At 70.7% G+C, this 18,738-nt stretch carries 17 protein-coding genes; 4 read left to right on the plus strand and 13 right to left on the minus strand.

Annotated elements, in window-relative coordinates; translation table 11 throughout:
* Positions 1-230 precede the first annotated feature (230 nt).
* A complete protein-coding gene (locus BM109_RS22780; protein ID WP_093347569.1) occupies positions 231-614 on the plus strand; it encodes an immunity 22 family protein in 384 nt (127 codons plus the stop codon).
* Positions 615-638: 24 nt separating this feature from the next.
* Here BM109_RS22780 and BM109_RS22785 read toward each other — a convergent pair whose 3' ends face one another.
* From BM109_RS22785 to BM109_RS22800, 4 genes are all read right to left on the minus strand, one after another.
* Positions 639-854, minus strand: coding sequence for a hypothetical protein (locus BM109_RS22785; RefSeq protein ID WP_093347572.1), 216 nt, complete (start codon positions 852-854; stop codon positions 639-641).
* A 191-nt stretch (positions 855-1,045) separates the two neighbouring features.
* The gene (locus tag BM109_RS22790) at positions 1,046-1,777 is read right to left on the minus strand and encodes a Crp/Fnr family transcriptional regulator (protein WP_256222718.1); all 732 of its coding nucleotides are present in this window, start codon (positions 1,775-1,777) and stop codon (positions 1,046-1,048) included.
* Between the two features lie 195 nt (positions 1,778-1,972).
* Entirely contained in the window at positions 1,973-2,344 is a 372-nt protein-coding gene (locus tag BM109_RS22795) for a hypothetical protein (RefSeq protein WP_093347577.1), read from the minus strand.
* The gene (locus tag BM109_RS22800; RefSeq protein WP_256222719.1) at positions 2,341-3,720 is read right to left on the minus strand and encodes an EAL domain-containing protein; all 1,380 of its coding nucleotides are present in this window, start codon (positions 3,718-3,720) and stop codon (positions 2,341-2,343) included. Before BM109_RS22800 ends, BM109_RS22795 begins: the two co-directional genes overlap by 4 nt.
* 484 nt (positions 3,721-4,204) lie before the next feature.
* On the opposite strand from BM109_RS22800, the gene BM109_RS22805 reads away from it, so the two are divergent.
* The 3 genes from BM109_RS22805 to BM109_RS22815 are packed head-to-tail and all read left to right on the plus strand — an operon-like array spanning position 4,205 to position 8,007.
* Positions 4,205-6,496: a xanthine dehydrogenase family protein molybdopterin-binding subunit gene (locus tag BM109_RS22805; RefSeq protein ID WP_093347580.1), complete on the plus strand. Its 2,292-nt coding sequence runs from the start codon at positions 4,205-4,207 to the stop codon at positions 6,494-6,496.
* Positions 6,497-6,529: 33 nt separating this feature from the next.
* On the plus strand, positions 6,530-6,991 hold the full coding sequence (locus BM109_RS22810; protein ID WP_093347584.1) for a (2Fe-2S)-binding protein: 462 nt from the start codon (positions 6,530-6,532) through the stop codon (positions 6,989-6,991).
* Entirely contained in the window at positions 6,988-8,007 is a 1,020-nt protein-coding gene (locus BM109_RS22815) for an AraC family transcriptional regulator (RefSeq protein ID WP_093347588.1), read from the plus strand. The genes BM109_RS22810 and BM109_RS22815 overlap by 4 nt, the downstream gene beginning before the upstream one ends.
* Before the next feature lie 9 nt (positions 8,008-8,016).
* On the opposite strand, the gene BM109_RS22820 is transcribed toward BM109_RS22815, so the two are convergent.
* The 9 genes from BM109_RS22820 to BM109_RS22860 all read right to left on the minus strand — a co-directional run bounded on the left by BM109_RS22820 (position 8,017) and on the right by BM109_RS22860 (position 18,690).
* Positions 8,017-8,244 carry a hypothetical protein gene (locus BM109_RS22820; RefSeq protein ID WP_093348343.1) on the minus strand — a complete coding sequence of 76 codons (228 nt, stop codon included), beginning with the start codon at positions 8,242-8,244 and terminating at the stop codon, positions 8,017-8,019.
* Between the two features lie 70 nt (positions 8,245-8,314).
* On the minus strand, positions 8,315-8,929 hold the full coding sequence (gene pgaD / locus BM109_RS22825; RefSeq protein ID WP_093347591.1) for a poly-beta-1,6-N-acetyl-D-glucosamine biosynthesis protein PgaD: 615 nt from the start codon (positions 8,927-8,929) through the stop codon (positions 8,315-8,317).
* The gene (gene pgaC, locus BM109_RS22830) at positions 8,886-10,193 is read right to left on the minus strand and encodes a poly-beta-1,6-N-acetyl-D-glucosamine synthase (RefSeq protein ID WP_093347609.1); all 1,308 of its coding nucleotides are present in this window, start codon (positions 10,191-10,193) and stop codon (positions 8,886-8,888) included. Before pgaC ends, pgaD begins: the two co-directional genes overlap by 44 nt.
* Positions 10,190-12,301, minus strand: coding sequence for a poly-beta-1,6-N-acetyl-D-glucosamine N-deacetylase PgaB (gene pgaB / locus BM109_RS22835; protein WP_256222720.1), 2,112 nt, complete (start codon positions 12,299-12,301; stop codon positions 10,190-10,192). The genes pgaC and pgaB overlap by 4 nt, the downstream gene beginning before the upstream one ends.
* Before the next feature lie 11 nt (positions 12,302-12,312).
* On the minus strand, positions 12,313-14,586 hold the full coding sequence (gene pgaA, locus BM109_RS22840; RefSeq protein WP_177239438.1) for a poly-beta-1,6 N-acetyl-D-glucosamine export porin PgaA: 2,274 nt from the start codon (positions 14,584-14,586) through the stop codon (positions 12,313-12,315).
* Between the two features lie 359 nt (positions 14,587-14,945).
* Positions 14,946-15,947, minus strand: coding sequence for a Bug family tripartite tricarboxylate transporter substrate binding protein (locus tag BM109_RS22845; protein WP_093347611.1), 1,002 nt, complete (start codon positions 15,945-15,947; stop codon positions 14,946-14,948).
* 147 nt (positions 15,948-16,094) lie between these two features.
* Positions 16,095-17,300, minus strand: a complete 1,206-nt coding sequence (gene pcaF, locus BM109_RS22850; RefSeq protein WP_093347612.1) for a 3-oxoadipyl-CoA thiolase — start codon at positions 17,298-17,300, stop codon at positions 16,095-16,097.
* A gap of 44 nt (positions 17,301-17,344) precedes the next feature.
* Positions 17,345-17,992 (minus strand): 3-oxoacid CoA-transferase subunit B, encoded by a 648-nt coding sequence (locus BM109_RS22855; RefSeq protein WP_093347613.1) that lies wholly within the window; start codon positions 17,990-17,992, stop codon positions 17,345-17,347.
* On the minus strand, positions 17,989-18,690 hold the full coding sequence (locus tag BM109_RS22860) for a 3-oxoacid CoA-transferase subunit A (protein WP_093347614.1): 702 nt from the start codon (positions 18,688-18,690) through the stop codon (positions 17,989-17,991). The genes BM109_RS22855 and BM109_RS22860 overlap by 4 nt, the downstream gene beginning before the upstream one ends.
* Positions 18,691-18,738 lie beyond the last annotated feature (48 nt).

Here is an 18,738-nt window from a genome sequence, read left to right on the forward strand (position 1 = left end):
TCAGAGGAGTTGTTTGGACAGGGTTTTCTTCTAGGGGAAACCCTGAATCACGGTAGTCCTCCTGTAAGGCGAATCGATGACATCCCCCGGACGCGCGCAGGTTGCCGGGGAGCGCGCCAGCCGAGTGGCGCCGGTTCTGCTAGTGGGAGGTCGGCCGACGGTGAAAGCGGAAAATCGATCGTTCGCTTCGCATCGAAACATCCATCCGCCTCGCAAGGAAAGCGCACGCCATGCACCAGACTCAGACCTGCCATTTTTGGGTGGGCACCATCCCCGAGGATTTCGCAGCCTCCTACTTTGCCGAGGACTACAGCGATGAGCGTGGCGACGACGACCCGGTGTCGCCATTCGCGCGCGACCAGGGCGAGACCTGGTACGACCACGACTTCCTCGAATACGGCTGGGGCATCGCGCCGACGCTCGCGGAACTGGTTGCCGGCTATTCGTACAGCGAGCAATGGGCCGCGGAACTGTCCCGCCGCGCCGAAGCCGCGGGCCTGCGCGGCATCAACTTCTTCGTGTTCATCGACGAGGCGCAGATCGAGGCACCGCGCTCAGTGGAAACTCGCGATGGAACGCTGCACTACATGGGCACCATCGAATACAGCCTCTGAGACGCAGGCTCGTCCCATCGGGCCCTAGCCCGCTGCCTCCCGCTCACCCTTTCTGTACGTCACCCGGCTCCCATACGCCGCCTTCGCCCGATCCACCTCCTTCTGCGGCAGCAACTGCAATTTCTTGCAGTTCGCGCACTGGTACAGCCGCATCCAGGGAAAGAACCGCATCCAGCCCGAACGCTGGACGCGGCCGAGGTAGTGGATGCTGCAGTTGCAAGCGGAGAAGATGGAACTCATGAAAGCCTCGAGAGGTGCGCAATCCGTGATCGCGGCGAGGGCTCGAATCGCACGGATCGCCGCATGGTTTCGATGCTAGGAATCGGGCCCTCGCGACGCACGCGCGATCGCATCGCAACTGTGTGGCGGTTCACAGCTCGCCCCAAACAGGCGGGCGGAAAACAACGGCCATGCACGGTGCGCGCATCGCCTCACTTCGCACCCGGTCCGCGCTCGCCTGCGGTCCGCAGCAGATCGAGTTCGTCGGGCGCGATGAAAGGCGTGTCGCCCTCGCGCTCGTCGGCCGCCGAGTGCGGCTCGAGCGACTCGAAACTGCCATGGTCGGTCGATGCGAAATCGGCCACCACGTGGATGCCGTGCTCGTCCTTCCACAGCAGGCCGCGGTTCTCCATCTCGCGCATGGTCTTGTTGACGACCTCGCGCGACAGCCCCGCATACGACGCGATCACGGCCTGCGAGATGCGCTTGTCGAAGCCGCCGGTGTCGGCCGGCGCGAGCTGGGTCAGTTCGTAGAGCACGCGCGCGACCAGGGTCTCGGAGGTGAGCGAGGAGATGCGGCGCAGCTGGCTGCGGATGATGGTCATGCGCTTGACGGTGAGCTCGAGCAGCTCGAGCGCCACCGACGGATGCCGGGCGCAGATGTCGTGCAGGGCCGAGGCGGGAATGAGGTAGACCGAACTCGGCAGCGCGGCCACGAGGTTGGCCATCGACTGGTAGCGCGCCTCGTCGAGCGTGGGACTCAGGAACAGGTCGCGCGGGCGCACGAAGTCGGTGGTCACGGCCGCGCTGCCGCCGTTGCCGCCGACCACCACGCGCAGCAGTCCCGAGGCGACGAAGTAGACCTTGTCGGTCCACTCGTCCATCCGCAGCACGGTCTCGTTGCGCCGGAAGGACCGCAATTCGCTGCGCGCGACCAGCGCCACGCGCTCCGCCGCCGGGACGTTTCGAAAAAGGGAATGCAGATACATGGTCGGAAACAGGCTCCATCCGATTCGCTTCCCCGGGGCGGGACATGCAGGGTGGCCCGAGCGGGAGGCAGGGGGAATGGCGCGGCCGAAATGGCGGCCGTGTGCGCGGGCGACGGAAGGGGCGCACCGCGCCACGGACGGATGGCGGCGCTAGGCGAAGGAGTCCGGCACGCCACGAGCTCGCGCGCGGTCGGCGTCATCCGAGTCATCGGAGCCCTCCGCGTCCTCCGTGCTTCTCGCGCCATCGGGCAGCGCGCCATCGGCCTGCGCCCGCGCACCCGTCGCGCACGCCGCGCACACCGAACGCACGGCGCGCAGCGCGGGCGAATCGCGCAGCTCCTGCTCGCGGATCGCGGCCTCGAGCGCCAGGTACTGGTCGCGCGCCAGCAGCTTCTCGCGCGCACGCTCGCCATGCAGCAGGACGCCGTGACGCATGACCTCCTGCAGCGTGTGCTGCAAAACGTCGATCTGCGCGCCCAGCCGCGCGAGCTGCAGATGGAAGTCGGGCGAGGGAGGATTCACGCGCGCCCCCCCGGGCCGCGCGCGAGCGTGCCTTCGTGCAACGGCGCGCCGGCGGGAATGCCGCAGCCCTGCAGCCACTCGGCGCCGGCCTCGAGCGCCATGCGGATGTCCTCCTCGCGCTCGATGCCGTCGACCACGATGGAGGGCGCGAAGCTGCCGCACAGCGCGAGCATCTCCTCGAGCAGCTCGCGGCCGAAGCGGTCCTCGCGCGCGCGCCGGATGAAGACCGGGTCGAGCTTGATGATGTCGGGCCGGCAGACCTTGGCCGCGGCGAGGTTGCCGGAGTCGCCGCCGAAGTGCTTGATGGCGACGCGGCAGCCGCAGAGCTGGAGCTGCAGGCAGAAATCGCGCACCGATTCGAGATCGGGCAGCGTGGGCTCGCCAGCGATCTCGACCACGAGGCGCGCCGCCAGCTCGGGCTCGCGCCGCAGCAGCACCATCAGCGAGGCCCACCAGTGGTCGCGCCGCGCGCTCTGCGCCGAGATGCTCAGGCCCAAACGCACGGTGCCACCCAGGCGCAGCTGCCGCACCACGCGGCCGGCCGCGAGGTGGTCGAAGGTGCGCACCAGGCCCAGCCGCTGCAGGCAGGGCATGAAGAGTTCGGAACGCAGCGCGGCGGCGGCATGCGGCTCGCCCTCGGTGTGGAAGCGTGCCTCGTGATAGAGCGGCGCCGCGAAGGCGGCGGCCTGTGCCGGCGCCCCCACCACGGGATGCCATTCGATCGCGAGGCGCCGCGCATGCAGCGCGTCGCTGACCTGCAGCGCGACTTCCATGTCTTCGCGGTAGAGCCGCTGCCAGCCCTCGGTCTGCGCGAGCTGGAAGTCGGGCGCCGGCTGCGCGGCCCACAGCCGCAGCTCGACCTCGGCCTGGCTCATGCGCCCGGGGCTGGGCGCGTCGCTCCAGCCCACGTGCAGTTGCACCAGCGCGCGCGTGTCGCGCAGTTGCACCGGCATGCCGCCGAGGCCCGTGAGCAGGCTCTCGAGCCGGGCCGAGGCACCCTGCCGCGCCTGAGCGTCCTCGACCGGAAACGCCGGGTTGCTCCACAGCAGGAAGCAGTCGTGCCGCAGCATGGCGAGGTCGGCGTCGGCCACGCTCACGAAGCTCGTCAGCAGGCGGTACTTGATCTCGATGCTGGCGTGCAGCGCGAACTCGGCGCCGTAGACCTCCATGAGCTGCGGCAGGTTCGCGATGAAGACGAAAGCGCAGGCCCGCACCGGCGCGCCGGTGCCGGACGGCAGGGGCGCCGACGGAACGGGGAACTGCGCCACGGGCCCTTCGCGCGGCCCGCCACGCGGCGCGAACGGCGGCGCATGGCGCGGCGCGGCCAGGTTCGGGCGCCGGATCCCGTCGAAGCCCGCCCGCAGGCGAGCGACCATGGGCGCGACGATGGACCGCACGACATGACCGGGCCTTGGCGTCGGCAAGGCAAGCGCCACGGGGCTGGTGACGCGATCACGTACGGCCATCTGGTTTCCTCCGCTAGGTAAGTTCGCCGAACCGCAACACGCTGGGGTGGTTCCACTGCCGACGCAAAGTCGGCCGTTGCACGTTCGAAAACGGGCCGTTATGCGGATTGCGCATGAGATGCTTAAACCGAAATGAATACTACGGATCCCGGTAGCAACCCGCATTAACTTTCTGGTGACAAATGTGTCCTAGCTCACAGGCGCCACGGAGCGGGGGCTCAAAAAAACCGCCGGCCGGCCGAAAACACCGGGTCGACGCACGGACCCGGCCCGGCCGGGCTCGCCGGCTGGCGCGATCCGCCGTTCGATTGGCGCAATCGGATTGGCAAGGCCGCGGTGCGCCGCGCACACTCCCGCCCATCGCGGCCGCTCGAAGCCGCACGGAGTCCGCCCCATGCCCGCCCTCAAACGTCGCCATTTCCTGCTCGGCACGGCCGCCACCCTCGGTGCGCTGGTCGTCGGCTGGTCCGCCTCGCCCACGCGCCAGCGGCTGACCACCGCCGAGCCGCTGCCTGCCATGGCCAGCGGCCAAGTGGCTCTGAACGGCTGGGTCAAGGTCTCGCCCGACGACACGGTCACGCTGATGATGGCCGCGGCCGAGATGGGCCAGGGCATCCACACCGGGCTGGCGATGCTGCTGGCCGAGGAGATGGATGCCGACCTCGCCCAGTTGCGGCTCGAGCAGGCCGGCTACGACCCGATCTACAACAACCAGGCGGCACTGCTCGACAACCTGCCGATGTTCAAGCCCGACGACGACGGCGCGCTCAAGCGCGGCACCCGCCACGTGGTCAGCAAGCTGCTGCGCGAGGTGCCCGGGCTCTGGGGCAGCGGCGGATCGTCGGGCATCGTCGACCAGTGGACGCCGCTGCGCGAGGCCGGCGCCTCGGCACGCGCGATGCTGGTGGGCGCCGCGGCGGCCGCCTGGGGCGTGCCGGCGGCCGAATGCGAGGTGGCGGCCGGCCGGGTGTCGCACCCGGCCTCGCAACGCAGCGCGAGCTTCGGAGAGCTGGCGGCGCGCGCGGCGACGCTGCCATTGCCCGCGCAGCCGACGCTCAAGGATCCCTCGCGCTACACGCTGATCGGCCGGCCGGTGCACCGCCTCGACAGCGCACCCAAGCTCGACGGCTCGGCGCGCTACGGGCTCGATGCGCTGCCGCCCGACGGCTTGCTCTACGCCACGCTCGCGATGTGCCCCACGCTGGGCGGCCGCGTGGCGCGCTTCGACGACACGGCCGCGCGCGCGATGCCCGGCGTGCGCAAGGTGGTGGCGCTCGCGCCGGTGGGCGGCGGCCTGGGCTCGGGCGGCATGACCTCGGGCGCGGTGGCGGTGATCGCCGACACGCCCTGGCATGCGATGCGCGCGCTCGACAAGGTCATGATCGACTGGGACCACGGCGCGGCCGCCAGCCTGTCGAGCCGCGCGCTGATCGACCAGCTCGCGCAGAGCCTCGATGCGCCGGACCAGGCCGACGTGCACCTCGAGACCGGCGACGCCGACGCGGCGATGAAGAGCGCCGAGCGCACCATCGAGGCCGAGTATCGCGTGCCCTTCATCGCGCACGCCACCATGGAGCCGATGAACTGCACCGTGCAGTTCAAGGACGGCGCGGCCACCGTCTGGGTCGGCGTGCAGGGGCCGGGCATGCTGCGCGGCGGCATCGCCAAGGTGCTGGGCATCGAGGCCGCGAAGGTCGACATCCGGCTGGCCTACCTCGGCGGCGGCTTCGGGCGCCGCTACCTCGGCGACTTCGTGATGCAGGCGGCGGCGCTGGCGCGCGAAACGGACGGCATGCCGGTGCAGCTGATGTGGTCGCGCGAGCAGGACATGGCGCACGACTACTACCGCCCGGCCTACGTGGCGCGCAGCAAGGCCGGCTTCGATGCGCAGGGCCGGCTGGTGGCCTGGCGCGTCGACACCGCGGGCTCGAGCCTGGGCTCGCCGGCCTTCCTGAGCGCGGCGGCCGAGGGCACGGCCACCACCGCCTACCGCTTCGCCAATGCGCGCGTGGCGCACCGCACGATGGAGTCGGCGGTCACGGTCGGCATCTGGCGCTCGGTCAACCATTCGCAGAACGGCTTCTTCACCGAGAGCTTCATCGACGAATGCGCGCATGCCGCGGGCCAGGACCCGGTGGCGTTTCGCCGCGCGCTGCTGGCGGGCAGCCCGGCCGAGGCGCGGCACCTGGGGGTGCTGCAACGGGTGGCGGCGATGTCGGGCTGGGGCACGCCGCTGGCGCCCGAGGCCGACGGCACGCGCCGCGCGCGCGGCCTCGCACTGCACCGCAGCTTCGGCAGCGTGGTGGCGCAGGTGGCCGAGGTCTCGCTGACGCCCGAGCGGCAGATCCGCGTGCGGCGCATGTACTGCGCGGTCGACTGCGGGCTGGCCGTGAACCCGAACCTGGTGCGCCAGCAGATGGAGAGCGCGATCGTGTTCGGCCTCTCGGCCGCGCTGCACGGCGAGATCACCATCGAGCGCGGCCAGGTGCAGCAGAGCAACTTCCACGACTACGCGCCGCTGCGCATGAACGAATGCCCGCAGATCGAGATCGCGATCGTGCCGAGCAGCGCGCCGCCCACGGGCGTGGGCGAGCCGGGCACGCCGCCCGTGGCGCCGGCCGTGGCCAACGCGGTGTTCGCGCTCACCGGCCAGCGGCTGCGTTCGCTGCCGCTGCGCCTGGCCTGAACGCACGGCACGAGAAAAAAAGGAAGGAACCCCATGACCACCACGCTCCAGATCAACGGCCGCCCCGTCGCCGTGACGGCCGAGGACGACACGCCCCTCCTGTGGGTGCTGCGCGGCGAGTTGCACATGAACGGCACCAAGTTCGGCTGCGGCAAGGCGCTGTGCGGCGCCTGCACCGTGATGCTCGACGGCGAGGCGGTGCGCTCGTGCGCCACGCCGCTGTCGGCCGTGCAGGGCCGCGCGGTGTCGACCATCGAGGGCGTGAAGGGCCCCGAGATCGACGCGCTGCGCCGCGCCTGGACCGAACTCGACGTGGTGCAGTGCGGCTACTGCCAGAGCGGCCAGCTGATGTCGGCCTGCGCGCTGCTGCGCCACACGCCGAAGCCCAGCGACGCCGACATCGACGCCGCGATGAGCGGCAACATCTGCCGCTGCGGCACCTATCCGCGCATCCGCGCGGCGATCCACCTCGCGGCGGGCGACGACCGGCGATGACCCAGCGCCCGCCCGACCTGATCGTCGTGCCCGCCGTGATGCAGCAGCGGCTGCGGCTGCTGGGCTTCGACACGCAGTCGATGCTGCGCCGCGCGGGCCTGCCGGCCGACCTGTTCGCGAGCGGCAAGGCGCGCATCACGACGCGGCAGATGTTCGCCGTGTGGGACGCACTGGCCGCGATGAATCCCGATCCCGCGCTGGGCCTGCGCATCGGCGCCGAGGGCGCGACCGAGCACTACGACATCGCCTCGATCGCGGCGCTGCACTCGCCGAACTTCGGCGAGGCGCTGCAGCGGCTGTCGCGCTTCAAGCGGCTGACCTGCCCCGAGGTGATCCGCATCGAGCGCGGCGACGGCGAGGTTCGCGTGCGCTTCCACTGGTTCCTCGTCGAGGGCCATTCGCCGCAGCTGCTGACCGACGGCACCTTCGCGTCGGTGCTCGAGCTCGCGCGGCGCGGCACCGGCACCCGGGTGGTGCCGCGCCGGGTCGAGCTGGCGCGCGCGCACACGAGCGCGCAGGCCGCGATGCTGAGCGCGCATTTCGGCTGCGCGCCGCGCTTCGGCGCCGCGGCCGACGTCATCGTGTTCGACGAGGCGCTGCTCGCGCAGCCCTTCGTCACCCACAACCAGGACCTGCTCGCGGTGCTGCTGCCCGGCCTGGAGGCCGCGCTGGCCGCGCAGACCCCGGCCGGCTCGCTGCTCGACCAGGCGCGCGCCGTGCTGGGCCGCACCCTGCGCGGCGAGCGCCCGAGCATCCAGACCGTGGCGGCCGAACTCTGCGTGAGCACGCGCACGCTGCAGCGCCGGCTCGAGGAGGCCGGCACCAGCTACCAGCGGCTGCTCGACGAGGTGCGCCACCAGGCCGCGCGGCAACTGCTCGAGGACACGCAGCTCGAAGCCGGCGAGATCGCCTTCGTGCTGGGCTTCGAGGAGCTGAATTCGTTCACGCGCGCGTTCCGCGGCTGGGAGGGGACCACGCCCGCGCGGTGGCGCACGGCGCAGGCGCGTGCATCCTGAGAAGGGTTGCTAGAACACGCGCCCGCTCTCGCCCGGCGGCGTCACCACGTCCCGCCGCAGGCTCCAGATGCAGGCCGCCAGCTTGAGCAGCCGCTCGACCTTGCTGTCGTAGAGCTCGTCCGCCGGGTCCTCCTGCGCGATCAATTCGGCGATCTGCTCGATCGCGAGCGCCGGCGCGAAGCCCAGCCCCTTTCTCGCCATCTCCATCGCCGTCGCCATCACTTCTGTCTTTTTCATGGGCATGCGTACGCAGCGGCCGGGTGGCCGGATTCGAAAGGTCCGTGTCCCGGGGTGGGTCGATGCGGCATCAGGCGCGGCGCTTTCGCACCGCCGTGCCCGAGGGCGTGAGCATCGCGGGTTCGGTGTCGAGGTCGGCCGCGTCGGTCACCCGGCCGTCGCGGTCGTGCTGCACCAGCAGGCGCCGCGCGCGCTGCCACAGCGTGAGGCGCTGCGGCGCCAGCGAAGTGTATTCGGCCAGCTGGGCCACGGTGCTGTCGGGCGAGCGGCCGCGCGTCTCCTCGTCGGCGATGGCGCGCCGGCGCACCGGCGCGAGCAGCAGCATCAGCGCGAAGATGCCGAGCACCGACAGGGCATAGAGCGTGAGCAGGTTCGCGCCCTCCACCGGCCGCCAGACCTGGAAGAAGTGGCGCCAGGCGTAGAACGCCACGCCGACCCAGAACGCGGCCAGCAGCAGCGGCCGCGCGATGCGCAGCCACACGAACATGAACAGCGCGCCCTGCGGCGTCTTGTGGCGCATGAAGGCGCTCAGCGGCATGCGCGCGGCATCGAGCACCGGCACCTCGCCCTGCGGCTCGGCCCATTCGCGCTCGCGCGGCGGCGCCTTGCCGTTGGGCCGGGGCGGCACCGCGCCCAGGTCTTCATTCATGCTCGATGGCACGGACGGATGCAGTCGATCGTTCATTCGCTATCACTCCTCTGTCGGGGCTGGTCCACCGGGCGCGCTTGCCCTTGCGCCGCAGGATCGTGGCCGGCAGGGCCACGACCGTGGTGAACATGTTGATCATCCAGAAGGCAAGCGGATACCAGATGGTCCAGACCAGGTAACGCAGGATGTCGCGGTCGTAGTGGCGGTCGATCCACAGGCTCACGCCCATCTGCAGCATGCAGGTGATGCCCAGCAGCATCCCGTGCCACTCGGGCCAGAAGCCCACGTACTGCCACTCGGGCGGCAGGAAGCGCCGCACCAGCGCGAGGATCAGCACCGCGAACATCGCATAGGCCCAGACCACGCTGGCCAGGTACTCGAGGAACACCGGCCACATCATGAAGTTGCGCGGCTTGAGCACCTGGCCCGTGTAGCGCAGCAGGGTCTGGATGCCGCCGGTGGCCCAGCGCTGGCGCTGGCGGTAGAGGCCGCGCACGGTCTCGGGCATCAGGATCCAGCACAGCGCGCGCGGCTCGTAGCGCACGCGCCAGTCCTTGAGCTGCAGCTTCCAGCTGATGTCGATGTCCTCGGTCATGACGTCGGGGCTCCAGAAGTCGACGTCGAGCAGCGCGTTGCGGCGGAACATCGAGAGCACGCCCGAGACCGTGAACAGCCGCCCGGCCAGCTGCTGGGTGCGCTTGATGAGGCCGATGTTGGAGGAGAACTCGCCCACCTGCATGCGCCCGAGCAGGGTGGTGCGGCCGCGGATGCGCGGGTTGCCGGTGACGGCGCCCACGCGCTCCGAATGCAGCATGTGGGTCAGCATCCAGGCGATGGCATCGGGGTCGACCAGCGCATCGCCGTCCACGCCGAGGATGTACTCGCCGTTGGCCAGCACCGCCGCGGTGTTGAGCGCGACCGCCTTGCCCTGGTTGGTGGCGTGGTGCACCACGCGCAGCTGGCCGTAGCGCGCGGCCAGCGCATCGAGGATGGCGCCGGTGTCGTCGCTGCTGCCGTCGTTGACGGCGATGACCTCGTAGTTCGGATAGTGGCTGCGCATCAGCTGCTCGATCACCTCCTGCACGCGCTCGCCCTCGTTGAAGCAGGGCACGATCACGCTGACCAGCGGCCGCTCGGGCAGCAGCGGCAGCGGATCGATCCGCCGGTGGCGGCCGCGCTCGAACACCAGCGCATGCGCGATGCCGCCGGCCATCCAAACGTAAGCCGCGAGGAAGGGGTAGTAGAAGACGTAGTTGAGCAGGGCCCGCACCACGTCGGCGCCGAAGAAGTCGGGGTTCATCGCGCGGCTCCCGGTGCGGTCGGCGCGGAGGCCGCGGCCGGCTTGGCGGGCGCGAGCGCCGGCGGCGTCTCGAGGCCGTCGACCTTGCCGCCCGCGAGGTTGGCGCGCACCGAGAGGATGTCGCGCACCGTCACCAGCGGCGGCTCGCCCGCGAGGAAGTCGTCGGGATAGAGCGCGACATGGCGCGCGCCCAGCCGGTGCAGCAGGGTCCACTGCGCGGCCAGCGTGTCCTTGTCGACCATGCGGCCGCTGCGCCAGTCGCGCGCCTGCAGCTCGAACACGGTGCGCGCCAGGCCCTGCGGCTGCGCCGCCACCTGGCGGAACAGCGCCGCCAGCCAGGCCTGCGGATCGGTCGCCTGCTCCATGAAGGGCATCGCCATCACGGCGGTGTAGTCGTAGGCCTGCAGCGATTGCGCGAGGTCCTGCGCGAACCACTCCTGCGCGGCCGGTTCGAGCACCGGGCGCGCATAGAGGTTGCGCGCGGTGAGCAGGCGCGGCTGCCAGTCGCGGGCGCGCTGCGCGAGCTCGAGCGTGAAGTCGGTGAGCTGGCGCGTCTTCCACGCGGTCCAGCGCGCGCGCAGCGCGGGATCGGCGCGCACCGCGGAGAGGTCGGCCGGCAGACCCTGTGCGGCGAGTTCGCGCAATGCCGCGGGGCTGGCGTCCTCGTCGTCGCTGTAGGTGGCGTCGTCGTGGAACAGCAGGCCCGCGATCGGCGTGTTCTTCGCGAGGTCCTCGTAGATGTCGCCGATCAGCGCGCGCACGCGCGCATCGGCCGGCGAGAGCCGGTGGTAGCGCGTCTGGTCGCGCGCCGCGGCCGAGGCGGGTTCGAGGTGCGTCACGCGCACACCGGCCAGCGGGTGGTTGGCGGGCAGCTGGAACGCGAGCACCGGCATCCAGGCATAGACCTCAACCCCGGTGCGCGTGCGCAGCTGCCAGGCGACGCGGTTGAACAGGTCGGCGCGCATCGGCAGGTGGCGGTTCGGGAAGTACAGCGCATCGGCCGCGCCGTCGCCATCGGGATCGGCGAAGGCCTGCAGGTAGACGGCCGAGGGGCCGACGGCCTGCACCCGGTCGAGCAGGCGCGAGAGGTTGGCCTCCTGCTGCGCCGGGTCGGGGTCGTAGATGTGATCGAGGTCGATGTGCATGGCGCGGTGCAGCGCGCGCGGATCGGGCCGCGCGGGCGCGCGCAGCAGGCTGAAGTCGGGCACGGACATGTCGTAGGTGGCGAGGCCGCGGCGGATGGTCTGCAGCGGCACCTCGGGCGTGTTCGCGCCCTCGTTGAGCGTCAGGGTGATCGGCATGCCGGCGCGGTCGGCCGCGCGCAGCGTCTGCTTGTTGTAGGCGCCGTAGGGCCACACCATGGCGCGCACGCGGGTGCCGGTCTGCGCCTCGATCAGGCCGCGACTGCGGCGCAGGTCGGCCTCGACGCGCGCGATCCAGGCCGCGTCGTCCTCGTAGCGGCCGGTGGCGCTGTCGTAGCGGTGCGTGACGGCCGCGGGCTGCAGGTTGCCCTGCGGATTGCCGGGCACGCCGGTGTGGATCGCATCGCCATGGCTCGCGAACTCGACCAGGCCCGAGGCGCCCATCTCGCGCGCCTGGCTCCAGGTGATGAAGGCCTCGCGCTTCAACGGGTTGCGCGCGCCGTAGCCCGCGACCACCTGGCCCGGCGGCACCTCGAGCCAGCCCGTGACGAGCGCCATCACGGCCGGATAGCCGAACTGCTTCAGCAGCGGATAGACCTTGGTATAGAAGCTTTCGTAGCCGTCGTCGAAGGTCAGCAGCACGGCCTTCGAGGGCAGCGGCCGGCCGCCGGCGCGCGCGTCGACGATCTGCTGCAGGCTCACCGGGTGGTGGCCCGAGCTGCGCAGCCAGGCGAAGAAGTCGGCCACGGTGCGCTCGTCGAGCGCGGTGGGTTCGGGCTCGTCGACGAAGCTCTCGCGCACGTTGTGGCGCACGTCGTGCAGCGCGATGGCGCGGAAGCTCTTGCCGTCGTCGGCATCGGGCGCCGGCAGCGCGGTGGCGCGCGGCAGGCCCTGGGCCAGCGCGGCACCGGCGAGCAGCGTGGCGAGCAGCAGCGCGGCCATCCGCGGGACCAGGCTGGTCGTCATGAACATCTTCTTCATTGGAACGGCACCGACAGATTGAGATAGACGAAGCGGCGGCGCTCGCGCACGCCGTCGTAGGGATGGCTCGCGATGCCCAGGCCGTAGGCCAGCGTGGCCGAGCGGCCGAACACCCATTCGTGGCCGTAGCGCAGCGACCACAGCGCGCCGCCGCCAAAGCCCTGCTGGCGATAGCTGCCGGCCTCGAGGCCGAACACATGCGAGAAGCGGCGGTCGTCGCGCTTCCAGCCCAGGTACTTGCCGGTCAGGCCGACCTGCAGCGCGCTTTCGCTGCGCGGCGCGAAGTAGTCGACGTCCTGGCGGTCATAGCGCCCGGTCTCGCCGCTCAGCGTGCCTTCGAGCTGAAAGCGCGGGCCGCTCACGAGGCGCTCGCGCCAGCTCAGGCCGAAGCCGTCGCGCGCGTTGCCGTCGCTGAAGTCCATGCGCTGGTAGCGGGCCTCGAAGGCGCGCGACTCGTTGACCACGTAGGTGGCGCCGAGCTCGGCCGAGCGCGCGCCGACGTTCGCCAGCCGCGCCTTCCATGGCGTGTCGAGGCTGTTCGAGTCGAAGCGCGCCGAGAAGCGCCAGCTGTCGCTGGCACGCCAGTCCACGCCGAGCGCGAGGCCGGTGCGGTAGCGGCCCTTGTCGGCCTGGTGCAGCTCGGCGCTGGCGCGCCAGCGGCCCTGCAGGTATTCGACGCCGACGCCGGTGCGCGACAGGTCGATGTTGCCCAGCGAGGTATCGCCGCGCGCGAACACCTGGCGGAAGAACAGGCGCCAGCGGTCGTCCCACAGCGGCGACGAGAGCTTCGAATCCACGCGCCAGTCGCGGTCGGCCAGCACGCTGCTGCCGTGGCCCTGGCCGTAGTCGGCCTCGACGTCGAGCCGCGTCGCATAGAGCGTGTCGCGCTGCGTGACGGCATTGCGCACGGCGATCGATTCGGGCGCCTCGGCCTGCAGGCTCTCGGTCAGTTCGCGGCCGGCGCGCATCTCGCCGGCATCGAACAGCGCGCCCGCGTAGCCGGCACGCGCGGCCACGTCCCACGGATGGTCGACCAGCGTCTCGCGGTAGCGGCCCAATGCCTCGTCGGGCTTGTCGCGCAGCTTCATGGTCTCGGCCAGGCCCGAGCGGAAGCCCGCGTTGAGCGGCGCGAGCGAGGTCAGGCCGCGGAAGCTGGTCTCGGCCTGCCAGGGCCGCTCGGTGTAGAGCTGGTAGAGCGCGCGCAGGTTGCGCACCTCGGCGTACTCGGGATTGGGACGGCCCTGCTCGGGCGTGAGCCGCAGCATCGGCGGCGTGGCCTGCTCGAGCTTCTGCAGCAGGGCCTCGGCGTCCTCGAAGCGCGCGGTGTCGAGGTAGGCATAGACCAGGCCGGTGTGGGTGTCGCTGGGCACGGGGATGGCGTCGCCGCCGCGGCGCAGCGCCTCCTCGTAGATCGGCACGGCGAGGTCGGAGCGGCGCTGCTGCTGGTAGGCGCCGGCCACGTCGGACAGCGCGTAGTAGGGCAGCGGTTGCTGCGGATGCTCGGCCTGCCAGCGCTCGTAGGCCGCGGTCACTTCGGGGAAGCGGCCGCGCGCGGAGACGGCGAGCAGATGGTCGGCATAGAGGCGCAGATGCAGCGCCTTCCAGCGTTCGAGGCCGTCGGCCTCACCGGCCTGCGTGGCGCGCTGCACGGCATCGGAAGCGCCCTGCAGCTCGTTCGGATAGAGCGGCAGCAGCGCATCGATGGCCTCGAAGCGCTCGGGGCCCTCGCCGCCGCGCTGGTCGCGCTCCGCGATGGCCCAGCGCAGCCGCTGGCCCAGTGCCTGCTGGCGCAGGCTCGCGAGCTCGAAGGCATTGAAGCTGCCGGGCGTGGCGCGCTCGGCGGCCTCGGCCTGCGCCAGGGCCTCGGTCAGCGAGCCCTGGTCCTCGAGCGCGAAGGCGTTCTCGCGCCGCACGATGCGCTGCGTGGGCTGCAACGCGGTGAGCTGCAGTTGCAGGATGCGGTCGTCGACGCGGCGCGCGGCGATGAACGCGGACTCGAAGGCGTAGTTCGCGAGCCGCTCCAGCGGCACGGCGCGCGCCCAGCCCACGGATTCCCGTGGGTTGTCGGCCTGCAGCGCCCACACCACGCCGTCGGACGCGATGCGCTCGCGCTGGGCCGCGGTCGCGGCGCGCGGGAACCAGGCCTGCAGCGCATCGAGTGCCTCGCGCGGCGTCGCCTTGCGGGCGCGGATGCGTTCGACGAGCGCGTCGTGCGCGGCGGCGTCATAGCCGGCCGGCCTGTCGGCCCCGGAGAGGGCGGCGGGTGCCAAGGCGCCGGGCCGCTCGACCTGCGCCCTGACCTGCGTGCTCGCACCCGCCCACGCCACGGCGACGAGAAACGCCGCGGCGGAGAACCTGAAGGTGGAGGGGAAGAAGGTGGCGGGAGGGTTGGAGCGTGCGGAGTGTGTGACAGCGTGGTGGTGGTGGTTTTTTCTCAAGATCGAGGAAAAAGGAGCGATTGGTTATTGGCCGCAACCATATCGCCCGCCCCCGGAACCACGCTGTAGGACGCGCTCAGGAAATAGTCAAAAGACTTCGTTGTTCGGTAAGAGACCGTAAAGCCTTCATCCGGTGAATCCAATCGCTCCCACGCTGCGTACGCCAGGGGCGTACGCAGCGTCACGCAGGCTCAGTCGAGCGATACGTTCGCTTTCCGAATGACATCCGTGAAACGGGTGGTTTCGGCCGCGACGAAGCCATTGAACTGCTCGCGCGTGGTCGGGAAGGGCTCGTAGCCGAAGCTCTTGAACTTCTCGAGCACGTCGGGTTCGGCCAGGCCCTTCTCGATGTCGCGCTTGATCTTGTCGGTGACCGCGGCCGGCAGGCCCTTGGGCACGGCGATCGCGTTCCAGCCGATCACCTCGAAGCCCTTGGGGCCGCCCGACTCGCTCACGGTGGGCACGTCGGGGAAGGCCGCCACGCGCTGCGGCGCCGCGGCCGCCAGGAAGCGCAGCTTGCCGGCGCGCTGCAGCGGGCCGGCGGTGGCGCTGCTGCCCAGCGCGAAGGCCAGCTCGCCGGTGGCGACCGAGGTGTAGAGCTGGGTCGTTTCCTTGTAGATCACGTGCTCCATCTGCGTGCCGGTGGCCGACTCGAACAGCTCCGAGCCCAGGTGCACCGGGTTGCCGACCGACCACGAGCCGTAGTCGAGCTTGCCGGGGTTGGCCTTGGCGTCGGCGATCAGGTCGCCCACGGTCTTGTACTTGCTGTTGGTGGCGACGGTGAAGAAGAAGTAGGTCTTGAACAGCGGCAGCAGCGCGTCGAAGTCCTTGGCCGTGTCGTAGGGCAGCTTCTTGAACAGCGCCGGGTAGGCGGCCAGGTGCACGTTGTCGAGCACGATGATGTCGTGGCCGTCCTTCGCGCCGCGCTTGAAGGCATCGATCGCGATGAAGCCGTTGCCGCCGGGCCGGTTCTCGACCACCACCGGCTGGCCCCAGGCGCGCGACAGCTTGTCGGCCACCAGCCGCGCCACGCCGTCGGGACCGCCGCCGACCGGGAACGGCGTGATGATGCGCACCGGCTTGCTCGGGAAGGCCGCCTGCGCGGCGGCCAGGGACGGCAGCAGGCCGGCCGCGGCCAGCGCGAAGGCGGCCAGGCCGAGGGCGCGGCGCGCCTTGTTCGATGTGGAAACCATGATCCTCTTTCTCCTTTTTTGATTGAAAAAAATGCCATCGGGCCGCGGGTGCGGCAGCCGATGGCTTCAAGTCGATCGATCGCGCGGTTGTTGTTGTCGGGTGTGGCTGATCGATCGACGGGGGTACGGTTCAGGTGGGACGCGGGATCAAACGCGCTCGAGAATCAGCGCAATCCCTTGGCCCACGCCGATGCACATGGTGCACAGCGCATAGCGGCCGCCACTCTTGTGCAGCTGGTTGACCGCGGTGGTCGCGAGGCGCGCGCCGCTGGCACCGAGCGGATGGCCCAGCGCGATCGCGCCGCCGTTGACGTTGACGCGCGCGTCGTCGTCCGAAAGGCCCAGCAGGCGCAGCACCGCGAGGCCCTGCGCGGCGAAGGCCTCGTTGAGCTCGATCACGTCGATCTGGTCGAGCCTGAGGCCGGTGAGCGCCAGCACCTTCTGCGTGGCGGGCGCCGGGCCGATGCCCATGATGCGCGGCGCGACGCCGGCGGTGGCCATGCCCACGATGCGCGCGCGCGGCGTGAGGCCGTGCTTGGCGGCGCTGGCCTCATCGGCCAGCAGCAGCGCGCAGGCGCCGTCGTTCACGCCGCTGGCATTGCCGGCGGTGACGGTGCCGTCGGGCCGCACCACGCCCTTGAGCTTGGCCAGCGCTTCGAGGCTGGTCTCGCGCGGATGCTCGTCCTTGTTCACGACGATCGCATCGCCCTTCTTCTGCGGCACGCTCACCGGCACGATCTCGGCGTCGAAGAAGCCGGCCTTCTGCGCGGCCACGGCGCGCAGCTGCGAGTTCAGCGCCATCCGGTCCTGCGCCTCGCGCTCGATCTTGTAGTCGGTGGCCACGTTCTCGGCCGTCTCGGGCATCGAGTCGACGCCATACTGCGCCTTCATGAGCTTGTTGACGAAGCGCCAGCCGATGGTGGTGTCGTAGACCGCGTTGTTGCGGCTGAAGGCACTCTCGGCCTTCGGCATCACGAAGGGCGCGCGGCTCATGCTCTCGACGCCGCCCGCGATCATCAGGCCGGCCTCGCCGGCGCGGATGGCGCGCGCCGCGCTGCCCACGGCATCGAGGCCCGAGCCGCACAGGCGGTTGATGGTGGCGCCCGGCACCTCGATCGGCAGGCCGGCCAGCAGCGAGGCCATGCGCGCCACGTTGCGGTTGTCCTCGCCGGCCTGGTTGGCGCAGCCGTACAGCACGTCGGTCACGGCCTGCCAGTCGACGTTCTTGTTGCGCTCGATCAGCGCCTTGAGCGGCACCGCGCCGAGGTCGTCGGTGCGCACGCTCGAGAGCGCGCCGCCGTAGCGGCCGAAGGGGGTGCGCACGGCGTCGCAGATGAAGGCTTGGTTGGTCATGGTGTTGTCTCTCGGAAAGTGAAGAACGGATGTGGCTGTCCGCGTCAGGCGGCGATCGGCAGGCCCAGCAGCTTCTCGAGCTCCGCATGCTCGAGCCCGTCGACCTTGTCGACCAGCTTCAGGCCCTGCGGCGTGCATTCGAGCGTGGCGAGGTCGGAGTACACGCGCTTCACGCAGCCGATGCCGGTCAGCGGGTAGCTGCACTGCGCGACGATCTTGCTCTCGCCCTTCTTGGTCAGCAGGTCCATCATGACCCAGGTCTGCTTGGCGCCGATCGCGAGGTCCATCGCGCCGCCCACCGCCGGAATCGCGCCGGCCTCGCCGGTGCTCCAGTTCGCGAGGTCGCCGGTGGCCGAGACCTGGAAGGCGCCGAGCACGCAGATGTCGAGGTGGCCGCCGCGCATCATCGCGAAGCTGTCGGCATGGTGGAAGAAGGCGCCGCCGGGCAGCAGCGTCACCGGCTGCTTGCCGGCGTTGATCAGGTCGTAGTCCTCCTCGCCGGCCTCGGGCGCGGGGCCCATGCCGAGGATGCCGTTCTCGCTGTGCAGGATGACCTCGCGGCCGGCCGGCAGGTGGTTGGCCACCAGCGTGGGCTGGCCGATGCCGAGGTTGACGACGGCGCCGTCGAAGATGTCCTGCGCCACGCGGGCGGCCAGCTGGTCCTTGGTGCGACGGGTGTAGCTCATGGTCATGCCTCCTTCTTGAAGCCGCCGGCCTGCGTGGCGACGCGCTCGATGCGCACCACCTTGTGCACGAAGATGCCGGGGGTGACGATGGTTTCGGGGTCCATGGTGCCGAGCTCGGCGATGTCGTGCACCGTGGCGATGGTCTTCTTCGCGGCCATGGCCATCACCGGGCCGAAGTTGCGCGCGGCCTTGCGGTAGACCAGGTTGCCCCAGCGGTCGCCGCGCTCGGCCTTGATCAGCGCCACGTCGCCGTGGATCGGGTACTCGAGCACGTACTGCTTGCCATTGATCTCGCGGGTTTCGCGGTTGCCCGCGAGCTCGGTGCCGTAGCCCGTGGGGCAGAAGAAGGCGCCGATGCCGGCACCGGCCGCGCGGATGCGCTCGGCCAGGTTGCCCTGCGGCACCAGCTCGAGCTCGAGCTGGCCGCTGCGGTAGAGCGCGTCGAAGACGTGGCTGTCGGCCTGGCGCGGGAAGCTGCAGATGATCTTGCGCACGCGGCCGGCCTTGAGCAGCGCGGCGAGGCCGGTGTCGCCGTTGCCGGCGTTGTTGTTGACCACCGTCAGGTCGCGCGCGCCCTGTTCGATGAGGCCGTCGATGAGTTCGCCGGGAATGCCGGCGGTGCCGAAGCCGCCGATGAGAACGGTGGCGCCGTCGGCCAGGCCCGCGAGGGCGTCGGCGATGGAGGGCGCGATCTTGTCGATCATGGATCTGTCTCCGAAGAAGGATGGTGGAGAGGCGGGAAGACGGGTTGT

It is taken from the genome of Variovorax sp. PDC80 (assembly GCF_900115375.1).
In the GTDB taxonomy this organism is placed as follows: Bacteria; Pseudomonadota; Gammaproteobacteria; order Burkholderiales; family Burkholderiaceae_C; genus Variovorax.

Coding starts and splice junctions, on each gene's coding strand:
- BM109_RS22780 (WP_093347569.1), top strand. CDS start 231: ATGCACCAGACTCAGACCTGCCATTTTTGGGTGGGCACCATCCCCGAG.
- BM109_RS22785 (WP_093347572.1), bottom strand. CDS start 854: ATGAGTTCCATCTTCTCCGCTTGCAACTGCAGCATCCACTACCTCGGC.
- BM109_RS22800 (WP_256222719.1), bottom strand. CDS start 3,720: ATGGTCGCTCGCCTGCGGGCGGGCTTCGACGGGATCCGGCGCCCGAAC.
- BM109_RS22805 (WP_093347580.1), top strand. CDS start 4,205: ATGCCCGCCCTCAAACGTCGCCATTTCCTGCTCGGCACGGCCGCCACC.
- BM109_RS22810 (WP_093347584.1), top strand. CDS start 6,530: ATGACCACCACGCTCCAGATCAACGGCCGCCCCGTCGCCGTGACGGCC.
- BM109_RS22815 (WP_093347588.1), top strand. CDS start 6,988: ATGACCCAGCGCCCGCCCGACCTGATCGTCGTGCCCGCCGTGATGCAG.
- BM109_RS22820 (WP_093348343.1), bottom strand. CDS start 8,244: ATGAAAAAGACAGAAGTGATGGCGACGGCGATGGAGATGGCGAGAAAG.
- pgaD (WP_093347591.1), bottom strand. CDS start 8,929: ATGAACGATCGACTGCATCCGTCCGTGCCATCGAGCATGAATGAAGAC.
- pgaC (WP_093347609.1), bottom strand. CDS start 10,193: ATGAACCCCGACTTCTTCGGCGCCGACGTGGTGCGGGCCCTGCTCAAC.
- pgaB (WP_256222720.1), bottom strand. CDS start 12,301: ATGACGACCAGCCTGGTCCCGCGGATGGCCGCGCTGCTGCTCGCCACG.
- BM109_RS22845 (WP_093347611.1), bottom strand. CDS start 15,947: ATGGTTTCCACATCGAACAAGGCGCGCCGCGCCCTCGGCCTGGCCGCC.
- pcaF (WP_093347612.1), bottom strand. CDS start 17,300: ATGACCAACCAAGCCTTCATCTGCGACGCCGTGCGCACCCCCTTCGGC.
- BM109_RS22855 (WP_093347613.1), bottom strand. CDS start 17,992: ATGACCATGAGCTACACCCGTCGCACCAAGGACCAGCTGGCCGCCCGC.
- BM109_RS22860 (WP_093347614.1), bottom strand. CDS start 18,690: ATGATCGACAAGATCGCGCCCTCCATCGCCGACGCCCTCGCGGGCCTG.